Here is a 20,732-nt window from a genome sequence, read left to right as displayed (position 1 = left end):
TTTCAAAGAATCGGTGGATAGTGTCTTTTCTTTACATCTGATTAACAATCGATAAATATTACAGCTAGCCTTTAGAAAAACTAAAGGCAATTGATAGAGAAAAGCTAATGGAACTTGTGAAAAGTAATGTGCTAAACCATTTATCAACATTTGAAGTTGCCGCAAGAGAGGGCAGTTTTACTCGCACTGCCAGAGCTCTCCACAAGACCACGGGAGCCGTCAGTCAACAGATCTCCTTGTTAGAAAATGCTTTGGGAACACCTTTATTTCAAAGGCACTCGCGAGGTATTGAGCTCAATGAGAATGGACAGGTTCTGTTTGAAGCCGTTCAACAGGGATTAAGCCACATTCGTCACGCCATAATAAGTATTCAAACTGAGCTCAATCTGGAACAGGAAATCCGTCTTAAGCTTACCCCTTCTTTCGCCTACAAATGGCTGATTCCCAGATTGCAGAAATTCTATAGCGAGTATCCTGAGATTCAAATTCAGAGTTATGCCGAGGCTGCCATTGTTGACGCCTACAGTGGGGATTTTGATCTGGTCATTGACTACGGAATTATTCCTTACAGCGATAGCAAAGCCAAATTATTGATGAGAGAAGCGCTATTGCCAGTAATGTCTCCGGCATTAATGCGTCAGTATGACTGGGGGAATGATCCTGACGTCTGGAAGAAGGTCATGTTGCTTCACGATGCAATGGCTTGGCGAGATGCTGGCAAAGACGTGGAGTGGCAAATGTGGTTAAAACACAATGGGATAAAGACCTCTGAGCTTAAAGGGCACTTTTTTAGCCGTGCAGATATGGCCATGGCAGCGGCAGAAGCAGGAGTCGGGGTTGCTATGGGGCGGCGTTCGCTGGTAGATGAAGACTTTAAGCACCAAAGGTTGTGCAGCCCTTTCACTGAAACGCCTGTGGATGCGGGCTATTTTCTTATCCAGCATCATAAGAGTGAGATTATCGATAAATTTGTTCACTGGTTAAGACAGGAGGCAGAAACCCAATAAATTAACCAGCCACATTTTGTGACCTCAGAAATCCCCTCCTACACTTAAAAAAGGTGATGCATATCTCGTTTCTTTTGCGAGGCAGGGGTTCCTCGCTTTTTTAAGGCGTATCTCAATGACAAAAAAAAGAACATGTAAATATTGCAGTCCAGACGGGTGGCAGTGTGACGAACCTGCTGGCGAGTCGGGTCTGTGCTATTGGCATGATCCAGACATTGATAAAAGCAAAGATGAAGACGTTAAAGATCGGGTTGAGCAGTGGGCAAAAGATGGCAAACCTCTGGACGGGTTTCAGTTGTCACGAGCCAAACTGGAAGACATCAATCTGGTCAATCGAGGCTGCAGGGAAGGGTATAAGTGTCGGGATGTCGACTTTTATCGTGCCGATCTTCGTAATGCGCATTTCTTTGGACTCGATCTTCGAGGTTCATCTCTGATGAAAAGCACGTTGGCAGGCGCAAACCTGCACTGTGCCAAACTGGAAAACTGTAATTTGCTCGGTGCCGATCTCAGCCGTGCGCGGTTAGAGAACGTGGAGTGGGGCGAGCAATTGCAACAAGAGCGCAAAGCCATGGATGCGATCAGTGCCAAAGACACCAAGAAAGCGGTTGATTTGTGCCAGGAAGCAGAAGAGGTAGCCCGCTGTATCCGTAAACAGTGTGAAAAAGAGGGGTTGTTTGAAATTGCAGGTCACTTCTTCAAAAAAGAAATGATCTTCAGGCGCTATCAAATGCCGTTATACAGCTCTAAGCGTATCATTTCCAAAGGCGTCGATTTGTTTTGCGGGTATGGTGAATCGCCTATACGTGTGGTGATGTTTTCGGTTTGCCTGATTTTTATGTGTGCCTTGGCCTACTTCTTTTTAGGCACGACGGCTTCAAATCCAATCTACCCAGACGTTCATGGTTATAAAGCAACATTTTTAGAGTTCCTTAACGCGCTTTACTTCAGTGTGGTGACGTTCACAACATTAGGGTACGGCGACATTTCCCCCATAGGACTCGCAAGGTTTATTGCTGCCTTTGAGGCTTTCTTAGGAAGCTTTACCATGGCACTGTTTGTGGTGGTATTTGTTAAAAAGATGACCCGTTAAAACGCATATTAACAATAGTTAATGAGTCGTAACCCAGCGCCCACTATAGTCCTTCTGGTTTTATAAGGAGGCACTATGCGCTGGAAAGTCTGTTCATTCGAACAAATTACTAATATCGAACTCTATCAACTGCTTAAGCTTCGTGTAGACATTTTTATTGTTGAGCAAAATGCACCGTATTCTGATCTAGACGGCAAAGATCATGCGGAAGGCGTGTTGCACGTTTTAGGTATTGAAGGAGACGAAGTGGTTGCCTATGCGCGGCTGCTGCCAGAAGGGTTGGGATACCCAGTTGAAGTGCTTCCTTTTCTAGATGGCAGTGAGAAAGAAACCGCGATTGGGCGTGTGGTGGTGAAAGCCTCATACCGAGGAACAGGGGTTGGACATGAACTGATGCGTGTTTCACTGAACGCGATGAAAGAACATGGTTTTTCTACACCAGTGTTTATTTCTGCACAGTCTTATCTCACGGATTATTACCAGCAGCATGGCTTTACTGTGTTCACACCCGCTTACAGCGAAGACGGATGCGATATGAGGGGAATGCGCTCCGAATCACTAGTGGTTTAAGGGGGATCAATGCTCGGCATTTGCCCAGCTGTGGTACCAACGCAGTAAACTGTCCACTGGTTTCGGCGTACATATTAAAAATCCCTGAATGTGCATGTCTCGGTAGTTGTGTTCGAGATAATGCAAGTCCTCGATGGTCTCCATTCCTTCAGCAATCAAGGTTACGTTCAGCTTCTTGGAAATGTCAGCCAGCGAATTCACCACCACCTGATTAAATTGATCGCAGTGGATGTCGGTAATCAGACTGCGGTCGATTTTAACTTCGGTGAAAGGCAGGTTTCGCAATTGCTGAAGGTTGGTAAAACCCGTTCCAAAATCATCCAGAGACAAACCAAACCCACGAATCCGGAAGCGATTGAGAGACTCCAACTGCTCAGTGCTTTTCAATGCAAATTCTTCAGTGATTTCCAGAATAATCTGAGATTTCTCAACACCACGCGCCGTGACCATATCATTCAGTGTATCGGGGTACTTAGGATCGATCAGTTGGTTGGGAGAAAGATTCACACTCACTCGTACGTTGTTACCAAACTCTTTACACAACATAGGTAAATCATCCAGCGCCTTTTCCAGTATCTGGAGAGTTATCTCATCGAGCATGTTGTAGCGCATCGCAGTTGGAATAAACTGCCCCGGAAGAATGGCTTTAGGCACTCCTGGTTTGCAGATTCTTGCCAGCACTTCGACCCCATCGACTTTGTGTTTGTAGATGTTCACTTTTGGCTGGTAGTAAGGTGTGATGAAACGGGCATCGAGACAGGCACGCAACTCCTCTCTGGACATCTTCTTGTAATGGACGAAATTACGCTCTTCCATTTGCTGAAGTTTATCTAAAGCACGTTTTAAGCTGTTGAGATCAATAGGCTTTGAGATATTGCCGAGCAGGCAGACTTCATGCTGCCTGGCAATGTCTGCCGCCAGTTGAATAATGCGCTTCTCCATGTCCGAAATGATGCACACCCCCCCGGAAAACCTGCTTTCTCCTAACTGGCGGATCACTTCCATTCCGTCGATATCCGGCATATTGAGATCGGTGAAAACAGCACTGTATTTTTCGGGATGGTTACTGATTAAATCGAGTGCTTTTCGTGGGTTAGAAGACGTGACTACATTTGCGAATCCCAGTTCCAGCAGCATGGTTTTCATGACCATAAGAATGGCTTGGGAATCGTCGATCACGACAATTTGCTTCTCTTTCATTCACATACCTTTAGCCAACGAGTTAGGTATTCATTGGCTTGAGTTATGTTTTTTGGTGCCAATGATAAATTGTGTAATTAGGGTCTGTTGACCTTTCGCGGTTAAATTTTGTTCGAGTTCTATGTGGTTTAATCGCGGCGCAAGGTCTTTCGCTTAGTCATTCTAAGCAAATACCTTGCAACAAAGAGTAAAGCACATAGAACCGAACCCTTCGGGCAGCATTTGTGGCTCCTTTCTACTGTGTTACCGCTTATTGATGTAGGGCACTACACCGAATAAGCGCTGCCTTGTATAAAGCACCCACAAATTGCTGCAAAAATCATCTCGAAAGGTCAACAGACCCTACATAGCTCAGAGTCTATTCTCCTTATTTTAAAAACCTAGTAGAACTAAGGGAATTATCAAGGAGAGGCTTCCTTTTTGAGCTCTTTTTTTATTCAATCGATGGAGTATTTAGGGCTGCTGGAAAAACAAAAATCTGAAAACGGCACGCGAAGGCGTATTAGATGTAAAACTGTCAGCAAGTTGCGGAGTGGTAACGTTGCAGTCATACGGTTTATTGTTCAAGATTAAATAGGGTCAAAGATCTTAGGATGCGATCAGACAACATTCAGGGAAGGATGAGGAAAACAATGCTTAGCTACCAAGTTTGTCGAGACATCGAAATCGGCACCACACCAGAATCACTCATTGAATTCATCAGTGACTTTAAAAACTGGCCAGAATGGTCTCCGTGGTTAATCATGGAACGAGGCTGCCCTCTGATATATAGCGGTGAAGCCGGTCAAGTCGATTCAGGCTATGAATGGAGTGGTAATCTGGTCGGCGCTGGTGGCATGGTGCTAACCGAAAAATCGCCGACCAGTCTGGTCATGGCGTTGAGTTTCTTCCGCCCTTTTAAATCCACAGCAACGGTAAAATTTAACGCTGAAAAGACGGAAACCGGGGCAAAGTTAAGCTGGATTATGGAAAGCAAAGTCCCGTGGTTTTTGTTTTTCTTAAAGAACATGTTTAAGTCGATGATTGGGATGGACTACGATCGCGGTTTATTGATGTTAAAAAGCCAGATTGAAACAGGAGAGGTCCATTCCGAGCTGAAACTGGTAGGGGAGAGCAACCTACCCGAAACTCATTACATTGCTTTGAAAAATGATGCCGGAATGCAGGACATGGGACCGACCATGCAAGATGATATCGTTAAGCTGGATGAGTTTATGACCGAGCGTGGCATTGAACCATCGGGCGCTATGTTTGCGCTTTATGACTCCATGGATATGGCAACCATGCATTTCGATTTTCATACCTGTTACCCGATTTGCGAGCCGATTGACGTACCCGAGCCGTTTATTTGTGGGCATTTAAAAGCCAGCGACACATACGTCGTCGAGCATATCGGTGCTTACCACTTTCTCGGTAACGCCTGGTCAATGGCGAATATGGCAGCCAGGCATAATAAAGTGCCAGTAAAACGCAAGCCGCTAGGGATCGAGCTTTATGTCGACAACCCTAACGACGTAGAAATTACTCAGCTACGCACTCAGATACTGCTGTTTAAAAAGTAGGGAAGGTTATTGCGTTGCCAGCATGTAGCCCTTGCCACGAATCGTGACCAGAAGTTCGGCATGAGAACTGTTGGCTTCCAGCTTCTTTCTGAGGCGGCTAATGAGCATATCAATAGAGCGGTCTGTTGGTGACCAGTTCTGGCTTTTTGTTATCTTGACCAGTTGTTGGCGGGTGCACACTTTTCCGGCATTTCCTATCAGAAAAAGCAGCGCCTGATTTTCGGCATCCGTCAGGCGGAACTCACGTCCGTCTTTGTGAAGTAGCAGTTTATTTTCCTTGTGTAATCGGATCCCTGGATACACATGAATGTAAATAGATTCCTGATCATGCTCATGGGACGGTATATCGTTTCGACGTAAAACTGCCTGCACTCTCAGCAATACTTCTACCATATTCAACGGTTTAACAACGTAGTCGTCTGCGCCACGAGCAAGTCCCTTAATGCGATCCTCGTCAGACTTTCTACTGGATACCAAAATCACTTTGCATAATTTTTCTCGGGAAAGCGTATGGGCAATTTCCGTTCCATCTGCTTGAGGCAAAACGACATCACACAAAACCAGGTCGATTGGTGGATGGCTATTGGTCACTTGCTGGCAGACGTCTTCTCCCGTGATATTTACGAGGACATCGTAGCCTTGAGATTGTAATGCTTTAACCAGAGATTCACGAGTTGGAGCGTGATCTTCGACAACTAAAATACGGCGATGAGGCATGAGAGCGAATTTAACCCTAGGTTGATATGCAGTTTAGTTCCTATTTGTTAAATATTTATAAGGAGTATTTCCTAAAAAAATGAAACAACCCATCAAATATTTAAATAGTTTATAATAATTCGCTCGAATTAAAAACTATCAATTGTAAAGTTCCATGTCGCACTTTTATTCAATTTTGCTAAAGTTCTGCTGTGTTACATTTGTTTTTCTAATTAGCTCATTCTGGAGCTTGGATGGTTTCGCACATCTAAAGAAAACGAACATTCCAATCAGCGAAGTGAGTGTGCTGGAAGATCAAAATGGCACATTGAATATTGCAGATGTACTTCAGGCGGAAAATTCGCAGTGGCAAGCCTTAGCGCCGTCTCTGGAGAACATCAATATGGGGTATAGTGACTCCACCTACTGGTTAAAAGTGGTGATCGACCAACCTAAGAATGACTGCTGCATTCTGACGGTGGCGTACACGCCTCTGGATTATCTCGATTTCTATCAATTGATTGATGACGCGCGACTGGAACATCAGCAATCTGGTGATCGATATCCGTTTAGTGTTCGACCCTTTCACGATAGAAACAACACGTTCCGCGTTGTGTTAAACCCAGACAGACCGACGGTGTTTTATCTTCGGGCACAAAGTGAAAGTGTTCTGAAGTTGCCGTTAGAGTTGTATAGCGACATTGAATTTGCTCAGACTCTCGGGCAGGAAAATTTCTTTATTGGCTTGTTTTATGGTGGGTTGTTGCTGATTGCAGCTTACAACGCCTTTGTTTTCTTTCGATTGCGAGACAAGGTGTACGCTTACTACCTGTTCTTTGTCATCAGTGCCGCGCACAGTGCCGCCTGCTGGGATGGTCTGGCGTTTCACTACCTCTGGCCTAACTCTCCCCTTTGGGCAAGTAAGTCCATCCCCATTTCGACAGGGTTGCTGACCTTCTGTACTTTGCTGTTTAGTCAGGAATTACTCCAAACCAGAAAGAACCTTCCGTGGATAAATGCGATCATCGAACTGATGAAAGTCGCCGCATTGTCTTTGATTGTCCTGACTTACCTCGTGCCTTATTCCACTGTAGGAAAAATGAGTATTTTCATAGCTTATGGTTACGGAATCATAGGGTTAGTGATTGGGGTCGCCTCGATGCATCGCAAAGTAGAAGGCTCTGGTCTCTATTTGTTTGCCTGGTCGCTGCTCTTTGTTGGGGTGATAAGCAATACCGCTGCGAACATTGGCATTCTTCACAGCAATATGTTTACCAGCCATTTGATTCACGTTGGTGGTGTGGTGGAAGTGTGTCTGTTTTCTGTGGCTCTGGCTAACCGGATCAAGTTGCTTAAGCAGGCAAAGCTGGATGCCGAAACCCGAATGTCTGTCGAGCGGCAAATGGCGCAGGACAAAGCCAACACATTAGCGGTGATCAGCCACGAATTGAGAACCCCTATGAACGCTGTGCTGGGGTTTGTTTACCTCGCGAAACAAGGTAAAGGGCAGCTCAGTACTATGGATTACCTGACCAAGATAGAGCAGGCATCCTCAAATTTAGTGCAGTTGATTAATGACAGTCTGGATTTTTCTAAGCTGGAACAGAAAAAGCTGAGTCTGAAAAGCGAAACTTTCAGCCTGGTTGATGTAGTAGACCATGTGGCTTCTGTCTCCACACCTGCGCTCGCGGGTAAGCCTGTTCAAATGTATATTCAGGTCGCCCCGGATGTGCCTTCTCATATTCGGGGAGACAGGGTGCGCTTGGAACAAGTCATCATCAACCTGACCAACAACGCCATTAAGCACACAGAAACCGGATATGTAGGGCTGGCGATATCCGTCATCCGACAGGCTGGGCATGAAGTGGTGCTGGCATTTAACATTTCTGATTCGGGAAGTGGTATTTCCCAACAATATCAGGACAAACTCTTCAAACCTTATTCGCAGCTCGAAGATCATCATAAAGGGACCGGGCTAGGGCTTTCCATCAGTCAGAAAATTGTGCATCTGATGGGGGGAAATATCGAGTGCGTCAGTGAAGTGGGGCGTGGCTCGCTTTTCTCTTTTGATCTGGCATTTCCTTTAGTATCACAGCCGGTGAATAACTCGGACGGTGCTCATATTCTGTTGGTTTGTGAGGATGAGACCTTTGGAGAAAGTGCAAAGCTAACACTGCGCTGGCTTGGCATGGAATGCGATTTGGTTACCGCATCTCAGGCATTGGAGATGACCTGTAATTACGATCTCATTTTGGTGGATCATGCGTTAAAGGGCATTTCTGGTGAAACCTTTATCGATATTTTACGTGCGACCGACTTTTCCCATATTCCGGTTGCCATGCTCTGTGATATCGATGATATCGAAGGATCTGAGAGTCAGGTGGAGCACCTGAGTAAACCGATTCGGGTAGGGGATGTATTCCATCTGGTCAATAAAGTGCACGGTAAAGAAGTGTCTGAGCCGGAAACGTCCTCCTTTGCCGACTACGCGCTGAGTGGTTTAAAAGTGCTGGTGGCAGATGACAACAAACTCAATCAGGAATTCATCAGTGACATGCTGACGATGTTTGGCGCAGACACAGACATAGTGGAAAACGGGCGTCAGGCATTAGAAGCCATGAAAAAACACAATTACGATGTGTTGCTGCTGGATTTGCACATGCCTGAAGTCGACGGTATTGAATGCGCCATGACTATTCGCCAGACTCCTGAGCTCCAACAAATTCCGATTTTTTGTACCAGCGCCAGCCCGGGCATCGTTTCTCAGCATATGGATGTGTTTGATGACTGTATTGCTAAGCCAATCATCGCCAGCCGACTGCTTAAGCTACTGACGCCCCTTGCCACGCAAGAGCTTTCGCCACATGCTCTGCCAAAGAAGGGACAGATTCGCTGGTTAGCGGACAAGTCGTTGCCCGAGATAGAAGGCATTAATATGTCGTTCCTTTATGAACAGTGTGCTTACTCTGAGACCAGAGTAGAGGGAAAACTGGATACATTCGTCGCCATGACAGAAGAGTTTCTCACAGCACTGAATCAGACATCGGAGTCGGATTATCGCGAAAAGCAAAGGTTGTATCATGACTTTGCAGGTACGGCGGGAGCCATTGGAGCGAAAGATATTCAGGAACTGGCGTTAGAGCTGGATCTGGCATGGCAGAATGAGCAGCCCGACGAGTCTGTGGCTGCTGAACTGGAAGAAAAAACTCGGGCTTTGTTAGACCGTATTCACGCAGTGCCCATTTCTTCTACTGTTGTCTGATGAACACTCACAATGTGGCGCAGCATGGCTTGCTCGGCAGCGTCAGCATCTCTGTGATTTAAGGCATTAAAAATGTCCAGATGCTCCATGTAGCTTTGCTCAATGGAGCCTTTCTTGCTCATCACCTGACGTCGGAACTTCAAGCCAAAAGCATACAGTTCGTCAGAGTAGTTGAGCATTATCGGGTTCACGGCTATTTCTGCGATTTTGAGGTGAAACTGATGATCAGAGAGCTGAAAACGCACCGGATCTGAAAACATGGTTGCCTGTTGCTTCAGCAAAGCGTCCAGTTCTTCCAGCTGTTTGTCGTTAATGTTTAAAGCGGCTTGTCGCGCAATGGCCGACTCAATGATTTTTCGACTTTCAAAAACGGTATCAATGGAATGATTGTTGATTTCGAGGCTGGAGGATTCTGGGAGCCAGTCGTTGCGTTTCAGAATCGCTTCGTCGCGGTTGACCCGAGTCTTTGACCCGTGAGAAACATGGATCATACCGTATGCCTGAACAATCCCCAATGCACCTCGCACCGTTTCCCGGCTGACGCCAAACATACTACTGAGCTCGCGTTCACTGGGCAGTTCATCCCCATCTCTGAGTAGCCCGGTGACGATCATCTCCAGTATTTTTTCCGCAAGAATGTCTTTTTTGGTTTTGTTTTTGAGGGTTTGCTCAAAGGCAAAAGCAGCGCGAGTCATAGGCGCTCCCATTTCAGTGAATTCTGTTAACAATTATGCGGACTGAGCAGAATGGTTACAAGTACGGCAAAATTCTTAAAAATGGGAAGTGGGGAGAAAGCACAAATACTCATGGAAGCAATGGACTTAGCTAACCTAAGCGAGCACTTGTGGGTTTGACGGGCAGACAAATGCTGCCTGCTCATCAGAGGGTGGAGGGATAGCTCCACCACTTCCCTAAATCATGGATACGTTAGCCGTAAACCCAGTCCACCAGCCCTAGCGTGATAAACGGAACATAAGTCACCAACAAGAGCAGTGCGATCAGTACGCCAATAAATGGCAGGTTCGCCCGCGTTGTTGACCAAATATCCACCTTGGCAATGGAACAGGCAGTGGCAAGCACGCTCGCCACTGGAGGGGTTTGCTGACCAATGGCAAGGTTCAGTGTCACTATCAGCCCGAAATGGATTGGGTTAATGCCAAACTGAAGTACCAGTGGCAACACCATAGGTACCACTAATATGATGGCGGCAGCGCCATGAAGGAACATACCTAATACAAAAAACAGCACATTCAGCAGCATCAGAACCACAATTTTACTCTCAGTAAAGTTGAGGATGGCTTGCGCCATTTGCTGTGGCAGTCTGACTTCGGTCAGGAATAGCCCAAGTAGCGCAGAGGTAGCAACCAGCAGCATAACCGCAGCAGTCTGAACGCTGGCACGCACCATACACTTATAAAGGTGTGCCAGAGTCAGTTCCCGATAAATCACAAAACCAATCACCAGAGCTGCAATCACCGCCAAGCCTGCCCCTTCGGTTGCGGTCACAATGCCACCGAAGATACCGCCCAAGATGATGACGGGTAAGAAAAGTGCCCAAATCGCGTCTTTGAACTTCTGCTTCAGGTTCTTCCAGCTAAACGCTTCTTCACGTGGAAGGTTGTAGCGAATGGCAAAGTAATAAGAAAGCGCCATCATCATCGCACCGCCGAGTACGCCCGGTACGACACCCGCAAGGAACAGTTTTACAATGGACGTGTCCGCAATGGCACCGTACAAAATCATAGAAATTGAGGGTGGAATGATGATCGCAAGGGAAGCTGAGGAAGACGTAATAGCCGCCACAAAGGTCGGTTTATAGCCGCGTTTTTTCATGGCAGGCATCAGCACGCTGCCTGTTGCTGCGACATCGGCAACCGCCGAGCCTGAAATCTCAGCAAAGAACATGGACACCCCAATGTTGACCATAGCAAGACCACCACGCACGAATCCAATCATGGCTGAAACCAAATCGATCAGGCGCTTGGAAATGCTCGAGGTATTCATAAGCTCACCCGCCAGAACAAACAGAGGAATGGCGAGTAATGGGAATTTGGTTGCCCCTTCATACAGAGTAAGAGGAACGTTGAGCATGGCATCGCTACCAGAGGTCAGAACCATCCCGCCAACTGCAACCACACCAATGGAAACAGCAATAGGGACGTTTATCATCACCAGCGCGAGCAAACCACCAAATAACAACAGGTAAATCATGAGTTTGCCTCCATGCTTTTATTCGAATTTGATTTCTGACCAACAGGGTAGAGCTCGTCGGTATCGATGCCGCATTCTTCGGCGTATTCTTCCAGCTCGGCTCTGTCGTGATCGCGCCCTTCTCGCATATCACTCAATGCCTGAGGGATGGATAAAAGCTCCGCCAGAATGAACAGCAGGGAACCAAAAGGAATAACAGATTGAACAAAAGGCACGGGCACCCAAGGCAGGCTGATTAGCGTTTCGCCTTCAAAATACTCCAGCACGATCCAGCCGTAGTAAGCGACCAGAATAAAAAAGCCAATCACTATGACTTCTGAAAGCCAGAATAAGGCGGATTGAAGCGATCCCTTTAGGCTGTAAAGCAAACCACTGAAACCGAGGTGGCTACGTTTGATTGCTGCCGTTGCGGCACCGTAGTAGGTAACCCAAACCAGCAAGAGGGAAGCGACTTCGTCATACCAAATTAAGGATGAACCCGTTTTGCGCATGATGACGCCGAATACAATGACAAAAGTCATCGACAACACCAGGAATACAGAGATTCCTTCCAACAGCTTTTCCAGCCAGTTTGCCCATTTTGTAATCATGATACTCCTCCTGAGTGAGGGCATTTCTGCCCTCTCCCTTCATTACACGCTAGTTAGCCAATGACAACGCTTTGTCTAACATGTCTTTACCGCCATCCACTTTGCTGGCGAACTGCTCATAAATGGGTTTGCTGGCGTCCACAAAGTCCTGATAGCTGGCTTTGTTTACTTGCATACCGCCGGCTTTCAGTTTGTTTAGCAACTCCTGCTCCTGACTGTCAGACAAGTCGTACATCCAAGGTTTGATCGCATTAGCAGAGTCCTTGATGATAGTCTGAACGTCGGCTGGCAATTTATCCCAGGTGCGTTTACCTGCTACCAGATACGACGGGCTATACACGTGATTGGTCAAAGACAGGTATTTCTGTACTTCATTAAATTTAGCGGCATAAATGTTGGTCAGAGGGTTTTCCTGCCCATCAATAACGCCAGTTTGAAGCGCAACGAAAACTTCAGAGAAAGACATTGGGGTAGGGTTACCGCCCCAGTTACGGAACATGCTGACGCGCCATGTGCTGTTAGGCGTACGAAGCTTGATACCTTTTAGGTCCTTTGGTGTCGTGATCGGTTTGACATTGTTCGTGATGTGGCGGAAACCGTTCTCCCACATACTCAATACCTTGTAGCCTTTTTTATCGGCTGTCGGTGCAATGCTTGGCCAGAATACTTCGGATTCAATTTTTGCCAGATGTGCACGGTCTTTAACAAGGAAGGGCATGTCGAACAGCGCGAATTGCGGTGTCACTTTTGCCATGATGGAAGAGGGCTGACTAAAGTGAACCGTGCCTAGCTTGAGTTTCTGCATCAGTTCTTTGTCTTTACCCAGCTGCCCGTCACCAAACAGGCTGATGGAATAATCCGAACCTGCCGATTTAAGAGCCGCATTCGCTTCGTTGGCAAACTTCTCTGCCGTTTTGTACTGCAATGACCCCTGTGCAGCGCCAATGGCGAAAATCAGTTCTTTCGCAATGGTGTGTGGGGCGGCAAAAGCCAGTGAAGCTACGGTTGTACTAATTAACATTTTCCGCATAGTTTTGATGTTCATTTCTGCGTTTCTCCGTTAATTTCAATGGTCGTCATTGACCGTCTATAGTCCTTAAAATCATGCTTACCATCTCAAATCAAAAGACTGGTTGGTGAGCACTTGTGGGGTAGTCTTATTTAACGCTGATCACTCAGCGAATTTTCCTCATCGCTGAGGCGGTGGTGCAGTAGACACTGTTGAGGTGATCCATCATGGCTTTTTCTGCCAGCTCCGGATTGCCCTCTTCCAGCGCCCTGTATATCTCCCCGTGTTCTTTGAAGCTTTTTTCTATCGCTCCTTCTTGTTCCAGAACACTTCGTCTGAAATTCAACCCGTAGGTGTAAAGCTCGTCGGCGTAACCTGCCAGAATGTCGTTGTCGCTGTAATCTGAAATCAGCTTATGGAAACGCTGATCGGAAATTTGAAAGTGGGCCGGTTTATCAAACAAAGATGCCTGCTGATCCAGTAAATACTTAAGTTCGTCCAAACCCGCTTGATCGATGTGAATAGCCACACCTCGCGCAATGGCAGATTCGACAACCTTGCGGCTCTGATAAACGGCTTCAATGTCGTAGTTGTTAATGGTGAGGTTTGAAAGCTGTGGCAGCAGTTCAATGCAGCGCTTGAGCAGTTCATCATTGCGGTTAACGCGGCTTTTAGCACCGTGTGACACGCTGATCAGCCCATAGGCGGCGATCATCCCGATCGCACCTCGAACCGTTTCCCGGCTTACGCCAAACATGGCACACAGTTCCCTTTCGCTGGGTAATGTGTCCCCGTCTCTCAACAAACCAGAGAAAATCATCTCCAATAGTTTGCTGGCAAGAATGTCTTTCTTGGTTTGGTTTTTAAGTTGCTTTTCAAACGCAAATACATTGGCTGCCATGATATTCCCTCACCTTGATGTTCAGCTCTGCTTATACTTCCCGTTCACCAACTGCATGCCTGAATGCTCGTCCCTGAGCGATTGAGGAAGCAGCGAAGCGGGTGTGTTTTGATAACAGACTGGGCGCAAAAAGCGTTCAATCGCATTGGAACCTACAGACGTTGTTCTGGAATCAGAGGTAGCCGGAAAAGGACCGCCATGCACCATGGCATGGGATACTTCAACACCAGTCGGGTAGCCATTAAACAGAACCCGACCCACTCTCAGTTCCAGATGATCCAGAACTTGCTGAGCATCTTGCGTGGTGTCGTCACTGCCCATGTGAATAGTTCCGGTAAGCTGCCCTTCGAGCGAATCAATCACTTTCAGTAGCTGCGCGGAATCTTTGCAGCGCACGACTAATGAACTGCTGCCGAATATTTCCTCACGAGCCTGCTTTTCCTGCAGGAACACATCAGCACTGGTGCTGAACAGATAAGGTGTACATTGGTTGTGATCCCCAGATATTTCGCCTTCACTCACCATGGCAATGTCCGGATTTTCCACCAGTGCGCCAACGCCATTTTGGTAGGCAGCGTGAATGCCCGGTGTCAGCATGGTCTGGCTGGTGGCTGAATTGATGATCTCAGCGCACTGATTAACAAACTCATCCAGTTTTGAAGAGTCGACAGCCAATACCAAACCGGGGTTTGTGCAAAACTGACCGGCACCCATTTGAAGAGAGGTGCAGAACCCGGCAGCCAGCGTACCAATATCGCTGTCAAGTGCACCCGGCATGATCACCACAGGGTTAATACTGCTCATTTCGGCATAGACCGGAATCGGCTCTGGGCGATTTTGAGCAGTTGACATCAGAGCCAGTCCGCCAGCTCTCGAACCGGTAAATCCAACGGCTTTAATATTGGGATGAGCAACCAGCCCCTGACCAACAAGACTGCCGGAACCAAACAGAAGTGAAAACACGCCTTCAGGCATATCACAGCGCTTGGCTGCAGTGATGATGGCGCTTGCAACCAGTTCTGCAGTACCCGGGTGGGCAGAATGTGCTTTAACTATCACCGGGCAGCCTGCTGCGAGGGCAGAAGCGGTGTCACCGCCTGCAACGGAAAAGGCCAATGGGAAATTACTGGCTCCGAAAACAGCCACCGGACCAAGAGGCAGATAAGACAAACGCAAATCCGGTCGTGGTAGCGGTGTACGTTCTGGTAAGGCGGTATCAATTTTGGGTAGCTCAGTCAGCCCGTCACGTAAGTTAGAAGCAAAAAGATTGAGTTGCCCAACGGTTCTCCCGCGTTCACCTTCAATGCGCATTTGAGGCAGCCCGGTCTCCTGCATGGCTCTTTCAACGAGCGCATCACCGAGCGCCATGATCTCTTCCCCGATAGACTGAAGAAAGTCCGCTCTCTGGTTTGAAGAGGTTTTCCGATAGCGCGCAAAAGCCTGATGGGCGAGAGCACAAGCTTCTTCCAATTGTTCTTGATTGGCTCCCGCGTAGGGTGGATCGAGCACTTCATTGGTGTGCGGATTGATAGCATGAACGACTTTTTGGTCACCCATGATCTTTTTACTACCAATGGTCATTTTTCCTGTGAGTGTCATGGTAAATGCTCCTATAGCGCCTTGACCGTAATGGATTGCTCTGGCGCTTTAGCTAACGTGTTACGCAGCGAACGACCAAACGCTGGAATGGAAATTTCAAACAGATCACCAACCTGAGTCTGCACTTTGTCGGCAAAGCTGAGTGTGGCTGTGCCCATGTAGTGGACATGCAAATCGCCGGGGCGACGGAACTGCTCGTACTTAAAGTGGTGGTGTTCCAGATTGGCGATGGTGTGCGCCATGTTGGCTTCACCGGTTAAAAAGGTTTTGCTCCACAGGCGTTCGCCGTTGCGATGAATGGTACTGATGCCTTCGAGGTTTTCCGGAAGGTCACCAATCAAAAGTTCTGGTCCGTAGCTGCAAGAGCGGAGTTTGGAATGTGCCAGCCACAAGTAGTTAAAGTGCTCGGTTACATGGTCGGAAAATTCATTACCTATGGCGAAACCAATTCGGTAAGGCTGACCGTCGTTGCCTATCACATAGAGTGCAGTCAGTTCAGGCTCTTCTCCGCCATCTTTGGCGAAATCTGGCATGGTGATTGGCTTTTCCGGTGCAACAACGCATTGACCGTCTCCTTTATAAAACCACTCAGGCTGAGCTCCGGTTTCCCCCGCGTTGGGTTTTCCGCCTTCCACACCCAACTGGAACATTTTCATCGAATCGGAAAGCTCTTCATCACCCGAAAGCTTGGCGTGCATTTCGGCACGAGCGTCTGCACTGCCCAGATGGGTTAGCCCCGTTCCGGTGACCAGCCAGCGGGATGGATCTTCATGAATGATGGGCGGCAGCAGTGCCTGACTATCAACAAGAGACTGGTAACTCAGTGTTTCGTCACTCAATCTGGCATCGATCACTGCCGCTAAAGGTTTCCCCGACTCAATGGCTTCCATCGCCAACTGATAAGTGCCACCAGTGGTGTTAATAACCCGCACCTGATCAAGGGACTCAACCACAGCGGCTTTCAGGGTGTTGTTCTGAGTGAATTGTATGACTCTCATGACGTGCCTCACTCAATCACATTGAACTGATCCAGATGCTTGTCGCTGATACTCAGCCCAAGCCCTGGTGTGTTTTCATCTAGGTCGATTGTTCCGTTAACCGGAGTTGGATCGCCTTCGAAGATGTAGTAGAACAGCTCGTTTCCGATTTCCACATCATGCACAGGGAAGTATTCCGACATAGGAGAGGCAAGCGTCGACATTGTCAGATGGTAGTTGTGCATCTGACCTGCGTGCGGAATTACCGGAACACCAAATGATTCAGCAATGGCATTAATTTTGTGGGCAGCGGTGATGCCGCCGACGCGGTTGGTGTCGTACTGGATAACCGAAACCGCACGCTTTTCTAGCAGTTGACGGAAACCATAGCTGGTGAACTCGTGCTCACCTCCCGAAATAGGGATGCAGGTCAGTTGGTTGAGTTCTGCGTAGCCGTCGATGTCGTCTGCAATAACAGGCTCTTCAAGCCAGCGAGGCTGAAACTGTTCCAGTTTAGGCAGAATTCGTTTGGTGTATTCGAGATTCCAGCCCATGTAACATTCCAGCATCAGGTCAACATCTTCACCGATCACTTCGCGAACAGCGGCTACACTGTCGAGATTCTTTCTGACCCCCTGCGGTCCATCCTTTGGACCATAACCAAATCGCATTTTCATCGCTGAAAATCCTTGGTCCAGATAGGATTGAGCTTCGCGCTGCATCTCATCCAGATCCGTGCGATAAAGCTTAGAAGCGTAGCAGGGGATCGTTTCTTTCGTGCGTCCACCAAGGAGTTTGAACACAGGTTTATTGGTCGCTTTGCCCATCAAATCCCAAAGGGCGATGTCAATGGCAGAAATCGCCGCCATTCCAACACCCTTACGACCCCAGGCGAGGGTAGAGCGGTACATGCGTTGCCATAGGTATTCGTAGTCAAAAGGATCCTGACCAATAACCAGCGGCGCCAGATATTGATCGATGATCTGCTTGGCAATACGGGGCGCAAGTGCCACGTTGCCAATGCCCACTAAACCGTCGTCGGTATACACTTCAACAACAGTCCAGCCGTGGAATCGAAAAGTGCCCATGGAATCGCCTCTGTCCCAAAGCAGATCCATCGCATTGGAACAAAAGTTGTTCTGAGGCTCTACGGTGTGTCCATTCCACTCAAATACACGGGCTTGAACTTGGGTTATCTTCATTGAAACGTCTCCTGTTTTTGAGCTTGCTTGCGATAGTTGGTGCCCATGCGGCAGGCAATATTGAATGCTTGAATCGTAGCGCTGACATTGGCCTGATTTTTCCCGGCGATGTCGTAAGCGGTGCCATGTGCTGGCGTGGTAATGGGAACGGGTAAGCCGCCCTGAACCGTAACGCCTTTTTCGAAACCCATCAGCTTGATGGCGATTTGACCTTGATCGTGATACATGGTGACGATCGCATCGACTTCTCCATCACGGGCTTTGAGGAAAATGGTGTCAGCAGGGAAAGGTCCCAGAATTGGGTAACCCATCTCGTTCAGTTTTTTCACGGCAGGTTCGATGATCTCTATTTCTTCACGACCACAGACTCCGCCGTCTCCGCCATGTGGATTGAGCGCCGCAACCGCAACGCGAGGAGCGTCAAAGTCTGCGGATTTGAGCGCCTGATAAATCAGTTTGCTGGCTTCGATGATTCGTTCTTCACTGAGAAGGCTGACCACATTTTTCAGAGGAATATGCGAAGAGATTCGAGATGTCCAAAGCGTGCCTAATGTGTTGAACTCACAGAAAAAAGAGTCAACATTCAGCTTGTCGGCAAAGTAATGCAATTCATCTTCAAATGGCATCCCTGAGCGAATCATGGCCTGCTTGTTTAAAGGAGCGAAGCAAATGGCATCAATGTGATTCGCCACGACAGCATCGAGGCACAAATCCAATACCGTCAGCACCGAGCGTCCTCCAGCAGCATTGGCTACACCCATTTCCACTTCATCTGAATTCACGGAATCGACAGGGACATACAAAATATCGCCACTGCCTGTGTGTCGGCGTGCCGCACTGAGGCTTTCGATTTCTTTTACATCAATGTTGGTGTTAGCGATGCGCTGTCCCTGCTCCCAAAGCCAGTTGTCGCCAATAAGTACGATGTTGGCTCTTGAGGTGACATCAGGTTGGCTGAGCAGCTTGGCAATAAGCTCTGTGCCAATCCCGGAAGGATCGCCAAGAGTGACGGCAACAGTGGGCAAAGTGCTAGGCATAGGATGTCCTTATTCTGTTTGTATGCTTTTTGGTCTACTGGTTCGGAAACAATACCACTAGACCAGTAATTGACAAGAGTAAAATTAACAATAAAGAAACATAATGAATTAAGGATAGAGCGCGTATCGGCTTCTATCTCTTGTAATTAAAGGAGCTTTGTTGAATTTGACTATGTTTAGAAATGGTTAATATTTGTGATCTTGTTCAATTTTTAATCTCGATTTGTTCATAACTAATGCTTATAAACAAAATAAGTTTCTCCGATTAGATCATTCGTTATCGATGGCGCAAGATGATCTCAAACCCAGTTGCCGAGCAAACTTATGAAAAAATCACGTACATTGATTAAATCAGCGTTAATTGGATTAACTCTGATCAGTCTCGCTGGATGCGCTTCTCCTGAATTTGATTCAGATAATGAAAATGCCGCGCGAAATCGAGGTGCCGCAGGTGGTGCATTGCTCGGTGCGACGGCTGGCTTATTGTTAGGCTCTCCAGAACTGGCGGCAAAAGGTGCCATTGCTGGTGGTGTGGCAGGTGGAGTGAGTGGTTCGATGAAAGATTTGGACGATTCACGAAGTGCAGACAGAAATCAGGTAATGGCGGATGGTGTTTCTCAGGACACTCGATCTGACGCTGAAAAGCGAGCGGCGGAGCTGGAAGCTGAGCTGCGTATTCTGGAACTTGAAAAGCAACTTGCTGAACTGAAAGGCGAGAAAACAGAAGAGAGCTGAATGTTCACCAGCCGTTTTACTAATAAAAAAGGAGCCTAAGGCTCCTTTTTTCGTTGCTGAGCAATCGCTATGCCGATTTCTCTTCCATCTCGATACGGTAACGAACCATATCTTCAATCGTCAGTACAGGCATGTTGTGGAGTTTCCCAAAAGCTACAATTTCAGGCGTTTTTGCCATGCTGCCATCTGGGTTAGCCACTTCACACAGAATGCCGAAAGGGGATAGCCCAGCCATTTCCATCAGGTCTATTGTTCCTTCGGTATGACCTCGGCGCGTCATGATTCCACCTTTGCGTGCGCGAAGCGGAAAAACGTGTCCCGGTCGCGCCAGATCGCTGGCTTTAGCATTGAATCGAGATGCGGTTTTAATGGTGGTGACTCGGTCAGCGGCGGAAACGCCTGTAGTCACACCTTCTCTGGCTTCAATAGATACGGTGAAAGCCGTTTGGTTTTTGCTGTCGTTATTCTCCACCATGGGTGGTAACTCTAGCTGATTAGCGTGCTCATCACTCAGACACAGGCAAACAATACCGCTGCATTCGCGAATCATTAGCGCCATTTGTTCATTGGTAAGGTGGTCAACAGAATAGATAAGATCGCCTTCGTTCTCTCTATCTTCATCATCCAGCAGCAAAACGCCGCGACCTTGTTGCAGTGCCTGAAGTGCTTTTTCAACACGTTCGAAAGGTGTGCCAAATTCTTCTAGTAAGGAAGTTTGGTTCTGATTCATGGTAGTGACTCCGTAAAAAATTTACCAGAATCAGGGCATATGTGAAGGGGGCTTGCGGAGCATGGGTAGCGAAAAGCTTCCCGGTGACCAAATGCAAACCAAAGTAAAACCCACGGCATATCGCAAAGCGAATTCTGCTGTGTTTTTATCATCCTCTCCCATCCGGACTATTACCGTCGGCTCTGGCTTCTCACCAGATCTGCTGACCTTAAAACGTTAGGGTTTTAAGCGCTCGCGGGCTCACCAAAAAACTGGCATACCGCCGGTGGGGAATTGCACCCCGCCCTGAGAATAATGTTGTTTCACGTTCATGTAGAACGCGGAAGAGATGATATCGTTTTTTTATTTAGA

At 47.6% G+C, this 20,732-nt stretch carries 18 protein-coding genes and 1 riboswitch; of the genes, 6 read left to right on the top strand and 12 right to left on the bottom strand.

The genetic code is table 11. The features are described from left to right. Window positions 1-107 precede the first annotated feature (107 nt). The 3 genes from INR79_RS14380 to INR79_RS14370 all read left to right on the top strand — a co-directional run bounded on the left by INR79_RS14380 (window position 108) and on the right by INR79_RS14370 (window position 2,670). Window positions 108-1,007 (top strand): LysR family transcriptional regulator, encoded by a 900-nt coding sequence (locus INR79_RS14380; protein ID WP_223094807.1) that lies wholly within the window; start codon window positions 108-110, stop codon window positions 1,005-1,007. Window positions 1,008-1,122: 115 nt separating this feature from the next. After that, window positions 1,123-2,100, top strand: a complete 978-nt coding sequence (locus tag INR79_RS14375; protein WP_022596632.1) for an ion channel — start codon at window positions 1,123-1,125, stop codon at window positions 2,098-2,100. 75 nt (window positions 2,101-2,175) lie between these two features. Beyond that, window positions 2,176-2,670 carry a GNAT family N-acetyltransferase gene (locus tag INR79_RS14370; RefSeq protein WP_045962264.1) on the top strand — a complete coding sequence of 165 codons (495 nt, stop codon included), beginning with the start codon at window positions 2,176-2,178 and terminating at the stop codon, window positions 2,668-2,670. A 6-nt stretch (window positions 2,671-2,676) separates the two neighbouring features. Here the strand turns inward: INR79_RS14370 and INR79_RS14365 are convergent, their stop codons facing one another. Then, window positions 2,677-3,870, bottom strand: coding sequence for an EAL domain-containing protein (locus INR79_RS14365; protein ID WP_022551448.1), 1,194 nt, complete (start codon window positions 3,868-3,870; stop codon window positions 2,677-2,679). Between the two features lie 632 nt (window positions 3,871-4,502). Between INR79_RS14365 and INR79_RS14360 the strand changes: the two genes are divergently transcribed. Next, window positions 4,503-5,432, top strand: a complete 930-nt coding sequence (locus INR79_RS14360) for an SRPBCC family protein (RefSeq protein WP_223094805.1) — start codon at window positions 4,503-4,505, stop codon at window positions 5,430-5,432. Between the two features lie 6 nt (window positions 5,433-5,438). Here INR79_RS14360 and INR79_RS14355 read toward each other — a convergent pair whose 3' ends face one another. Further along, window positions 5,439-6,149 carry a response regulator transcription factor gene (locus tag INR79_RS14355; RefSeq protein WP_004400774.1) on the bottom strand — a complete coding sequence of 237 codons (711 nt, stop codon included), beginning with the start codon at window positions 6,147-6,149 and terminating at the stop codon, window positions 5,439-5,441. A gap of 229 nt (window positions 6,150-6,378) precedes the next feature. On the opposite strand from INR79_RS14355, the gene INR79_RS14350 reads away from it, so the two are divergent. After that, a complete protein-coding gene (locus tag INR79_RS14350; protein ID WP_045962266.1) occupies window positions 6,379-9,390 on the top strand; it encodes a 7TM diverse intracellular signaling domain-containing protein in 3,012 nt (1,003 codons plus the stop codon). Here the strand turns inward: INR79_RS14350 and INR79_RS14345 are convergent. The 9 genes from INR79_RS14345 to INR79_RS14305 all read right to left on the bottom strand — a co-directional run bounded on the left by INR79_RS14345 (window position 9,357) and on the right by INR79_RS14305 (window position 18,916). Then, window positions 9,357-10,085, bottom strand: a complete 729-nt coding sequence (locus INR79_RS14345; RefSeq protein ID WP_223094803.1) for a FadR/GntR family transcriptional regulator — start codon at window positions 10,083-10,085, stop codon at window positions 9,357-9,359. The two genes, INR79_RS14350 and INR79_RS14345, sit on opposite strands and share 34 nt — an antisense overlap. A gap of 232 nt (window positions 10,086-10,317) precedes the next feature. Further along, window positions 10,318-11,601: a TRAP transporter large permease gene (locus INR79_RS14340; protein WP_022551445.1), complete on the bottom strand. Its 1,284-nt coding sequence runs from the start codon at window positions 11,599-11,601 to the stop codon at window positions 10,318-10,320. Next, complete coding sequence (locus INR79_RS14335) at window positions 11,598-12,191, bottom strand: TRAP transporter small permease (RefSeq protein WP_022601590.1); 594 nt, start codon at window positions 12,189-12,191, stop codon at window positions 11,598-11,600. The genes INR79_RS14340 and INR79_RS14335 overlap by 4 nt, the downstream gene beginning before the upstream one ends. Before the next feature lie 49 nt (window positions 12,192-12,240). Beyond that, on the bottom strand, window positions 12,241-13,236 hold the full coding sequence (locus tag INR79_RS14330; protein WP_004400782.1) for a TRAP transporter substrate-binding protein: 996 nt from the start codon (window positions 13,234-13,236) through the stop codon (window positions 12,241-12,243). Window positions 13,237-13,366: 130 nt separating this feature from the next. Next, window positions 13,367-14,101 carry a FadR/GntR family transcriptional regulator gene (locus INR79_RS14325; protein ID WP_223094801.1) on the bottom strand — a complete coding sequence of 245 codons (735 nt, stop codon included), beginning with the start codon at window positions 14,099-14,101 and terminating at the stop codon, window positions 13,367-13,369. A gap of 21 nt (window positions 14,102-14,122) precedes the next feature. Beyond that, window positions 14,123-15,700, bottom strand: coding sequence for an aldehyde dehydrogenase (NADP(+)) (locus INR79_RS14320; RefSeq protein WP_223094799.1), 1,578 nt, complete (start codon window positions 15,698-15,700; stop codon window positions 14,123-14,125). Between the two features lie 11 nt (window positions 15,701-15,711). Beyond that, window positions 15,712-16,698 carry an AraD1 family protein gene (araD1, locus tag INR79_RS14315; RefSeq protein ID WP_223094797.1) on the bottom strand — a complete coding sequence of 329 codons (987 nt, stop codon included), beginning with the start codon at window positions 16,696-16,698 and terminating at the stop codon, window positions 15,712-15,714. Between the two features lie 8 nt (window positions 16,699-16,706). Then, window positions 16,707-17,879 (bottom strand): L-rhamnonate dehydratase, encoded by a 1,173-nt coding sequence (locus INR79_RS14310; RefSeq protein WP_223094795.1) that lies wholly within the window; start codon window positions 17,877-17,879, stop codon window positions 16,707-16,709. Next, window positions 17,876-18,916, bottom strand: coding sequence for a 4-hydroxythreonine-4-phosphate dehydrogenase PdxA (locus INR79_RS14305; RefSeq protein ID WP_223094793.1), 1,041 nt, complete (start codon window positions 18,914-18,916; stop codon window positions 17,876-17,878). Before INR79_RS14305 ends, INR79_RS14310 begins: the two co-directional genes overlap by 4 nt. Before the next feature lie 324 nt (window positions 18,917-19,240). Between INR79_RS14305 and INR79_RS14300 the strand changes: the two genes are divergently transcribed. Then, on the top strand, window positions 19,241-19,651 hold the full coding sequence (locus tag INR79_RS14300) for a hypothetical protein (protein ID WP_022601580.1): 411 nt from the start codon (window positions 19,241-19,243) through the stop codon (window positions 19,649-19,651). Window positions 19,652-19,718: 67 nt separating this feature from the next. Here the strand turns inward: INR79_RS14300 and ribB are convergent, their stop codons facing one another. Continuing rightward, window positions 19,719-20,381, bottom strand: a complete 663-nt coding sequence (ribB, locus tag INR79_RS14295; RefSeq protein ID WP_022551438.1) for a 3,4-dihydroxy-2-butanone-4-phosphate synthase — start codon at window positions 20,379-20,381, stop codon at window positions 19,719-19,721. Window positions 20,382-20,527: 146 nt separating this feature from the next. Continuing rightward, window positions 20,528-20,678: riboswitch (FMN riboswitch) on the bottom strand. Between the last annotated feature and the right edge of the window lie 54 nt (window positions 20,679-20,732).

The organism is Vibrio sp. SCSIO 43132 (genome assembly GCF_019904195.1).
GTDB lineage: Bacteria > Pseudomonadota > Gammaproteobacteria > Enterobacterales > Vibrionaceae > Vibrio > Vibrio nigripulchritudo.
This window is presented reverse-complemented; position numbering and strand designations above follow the sequence as displayed.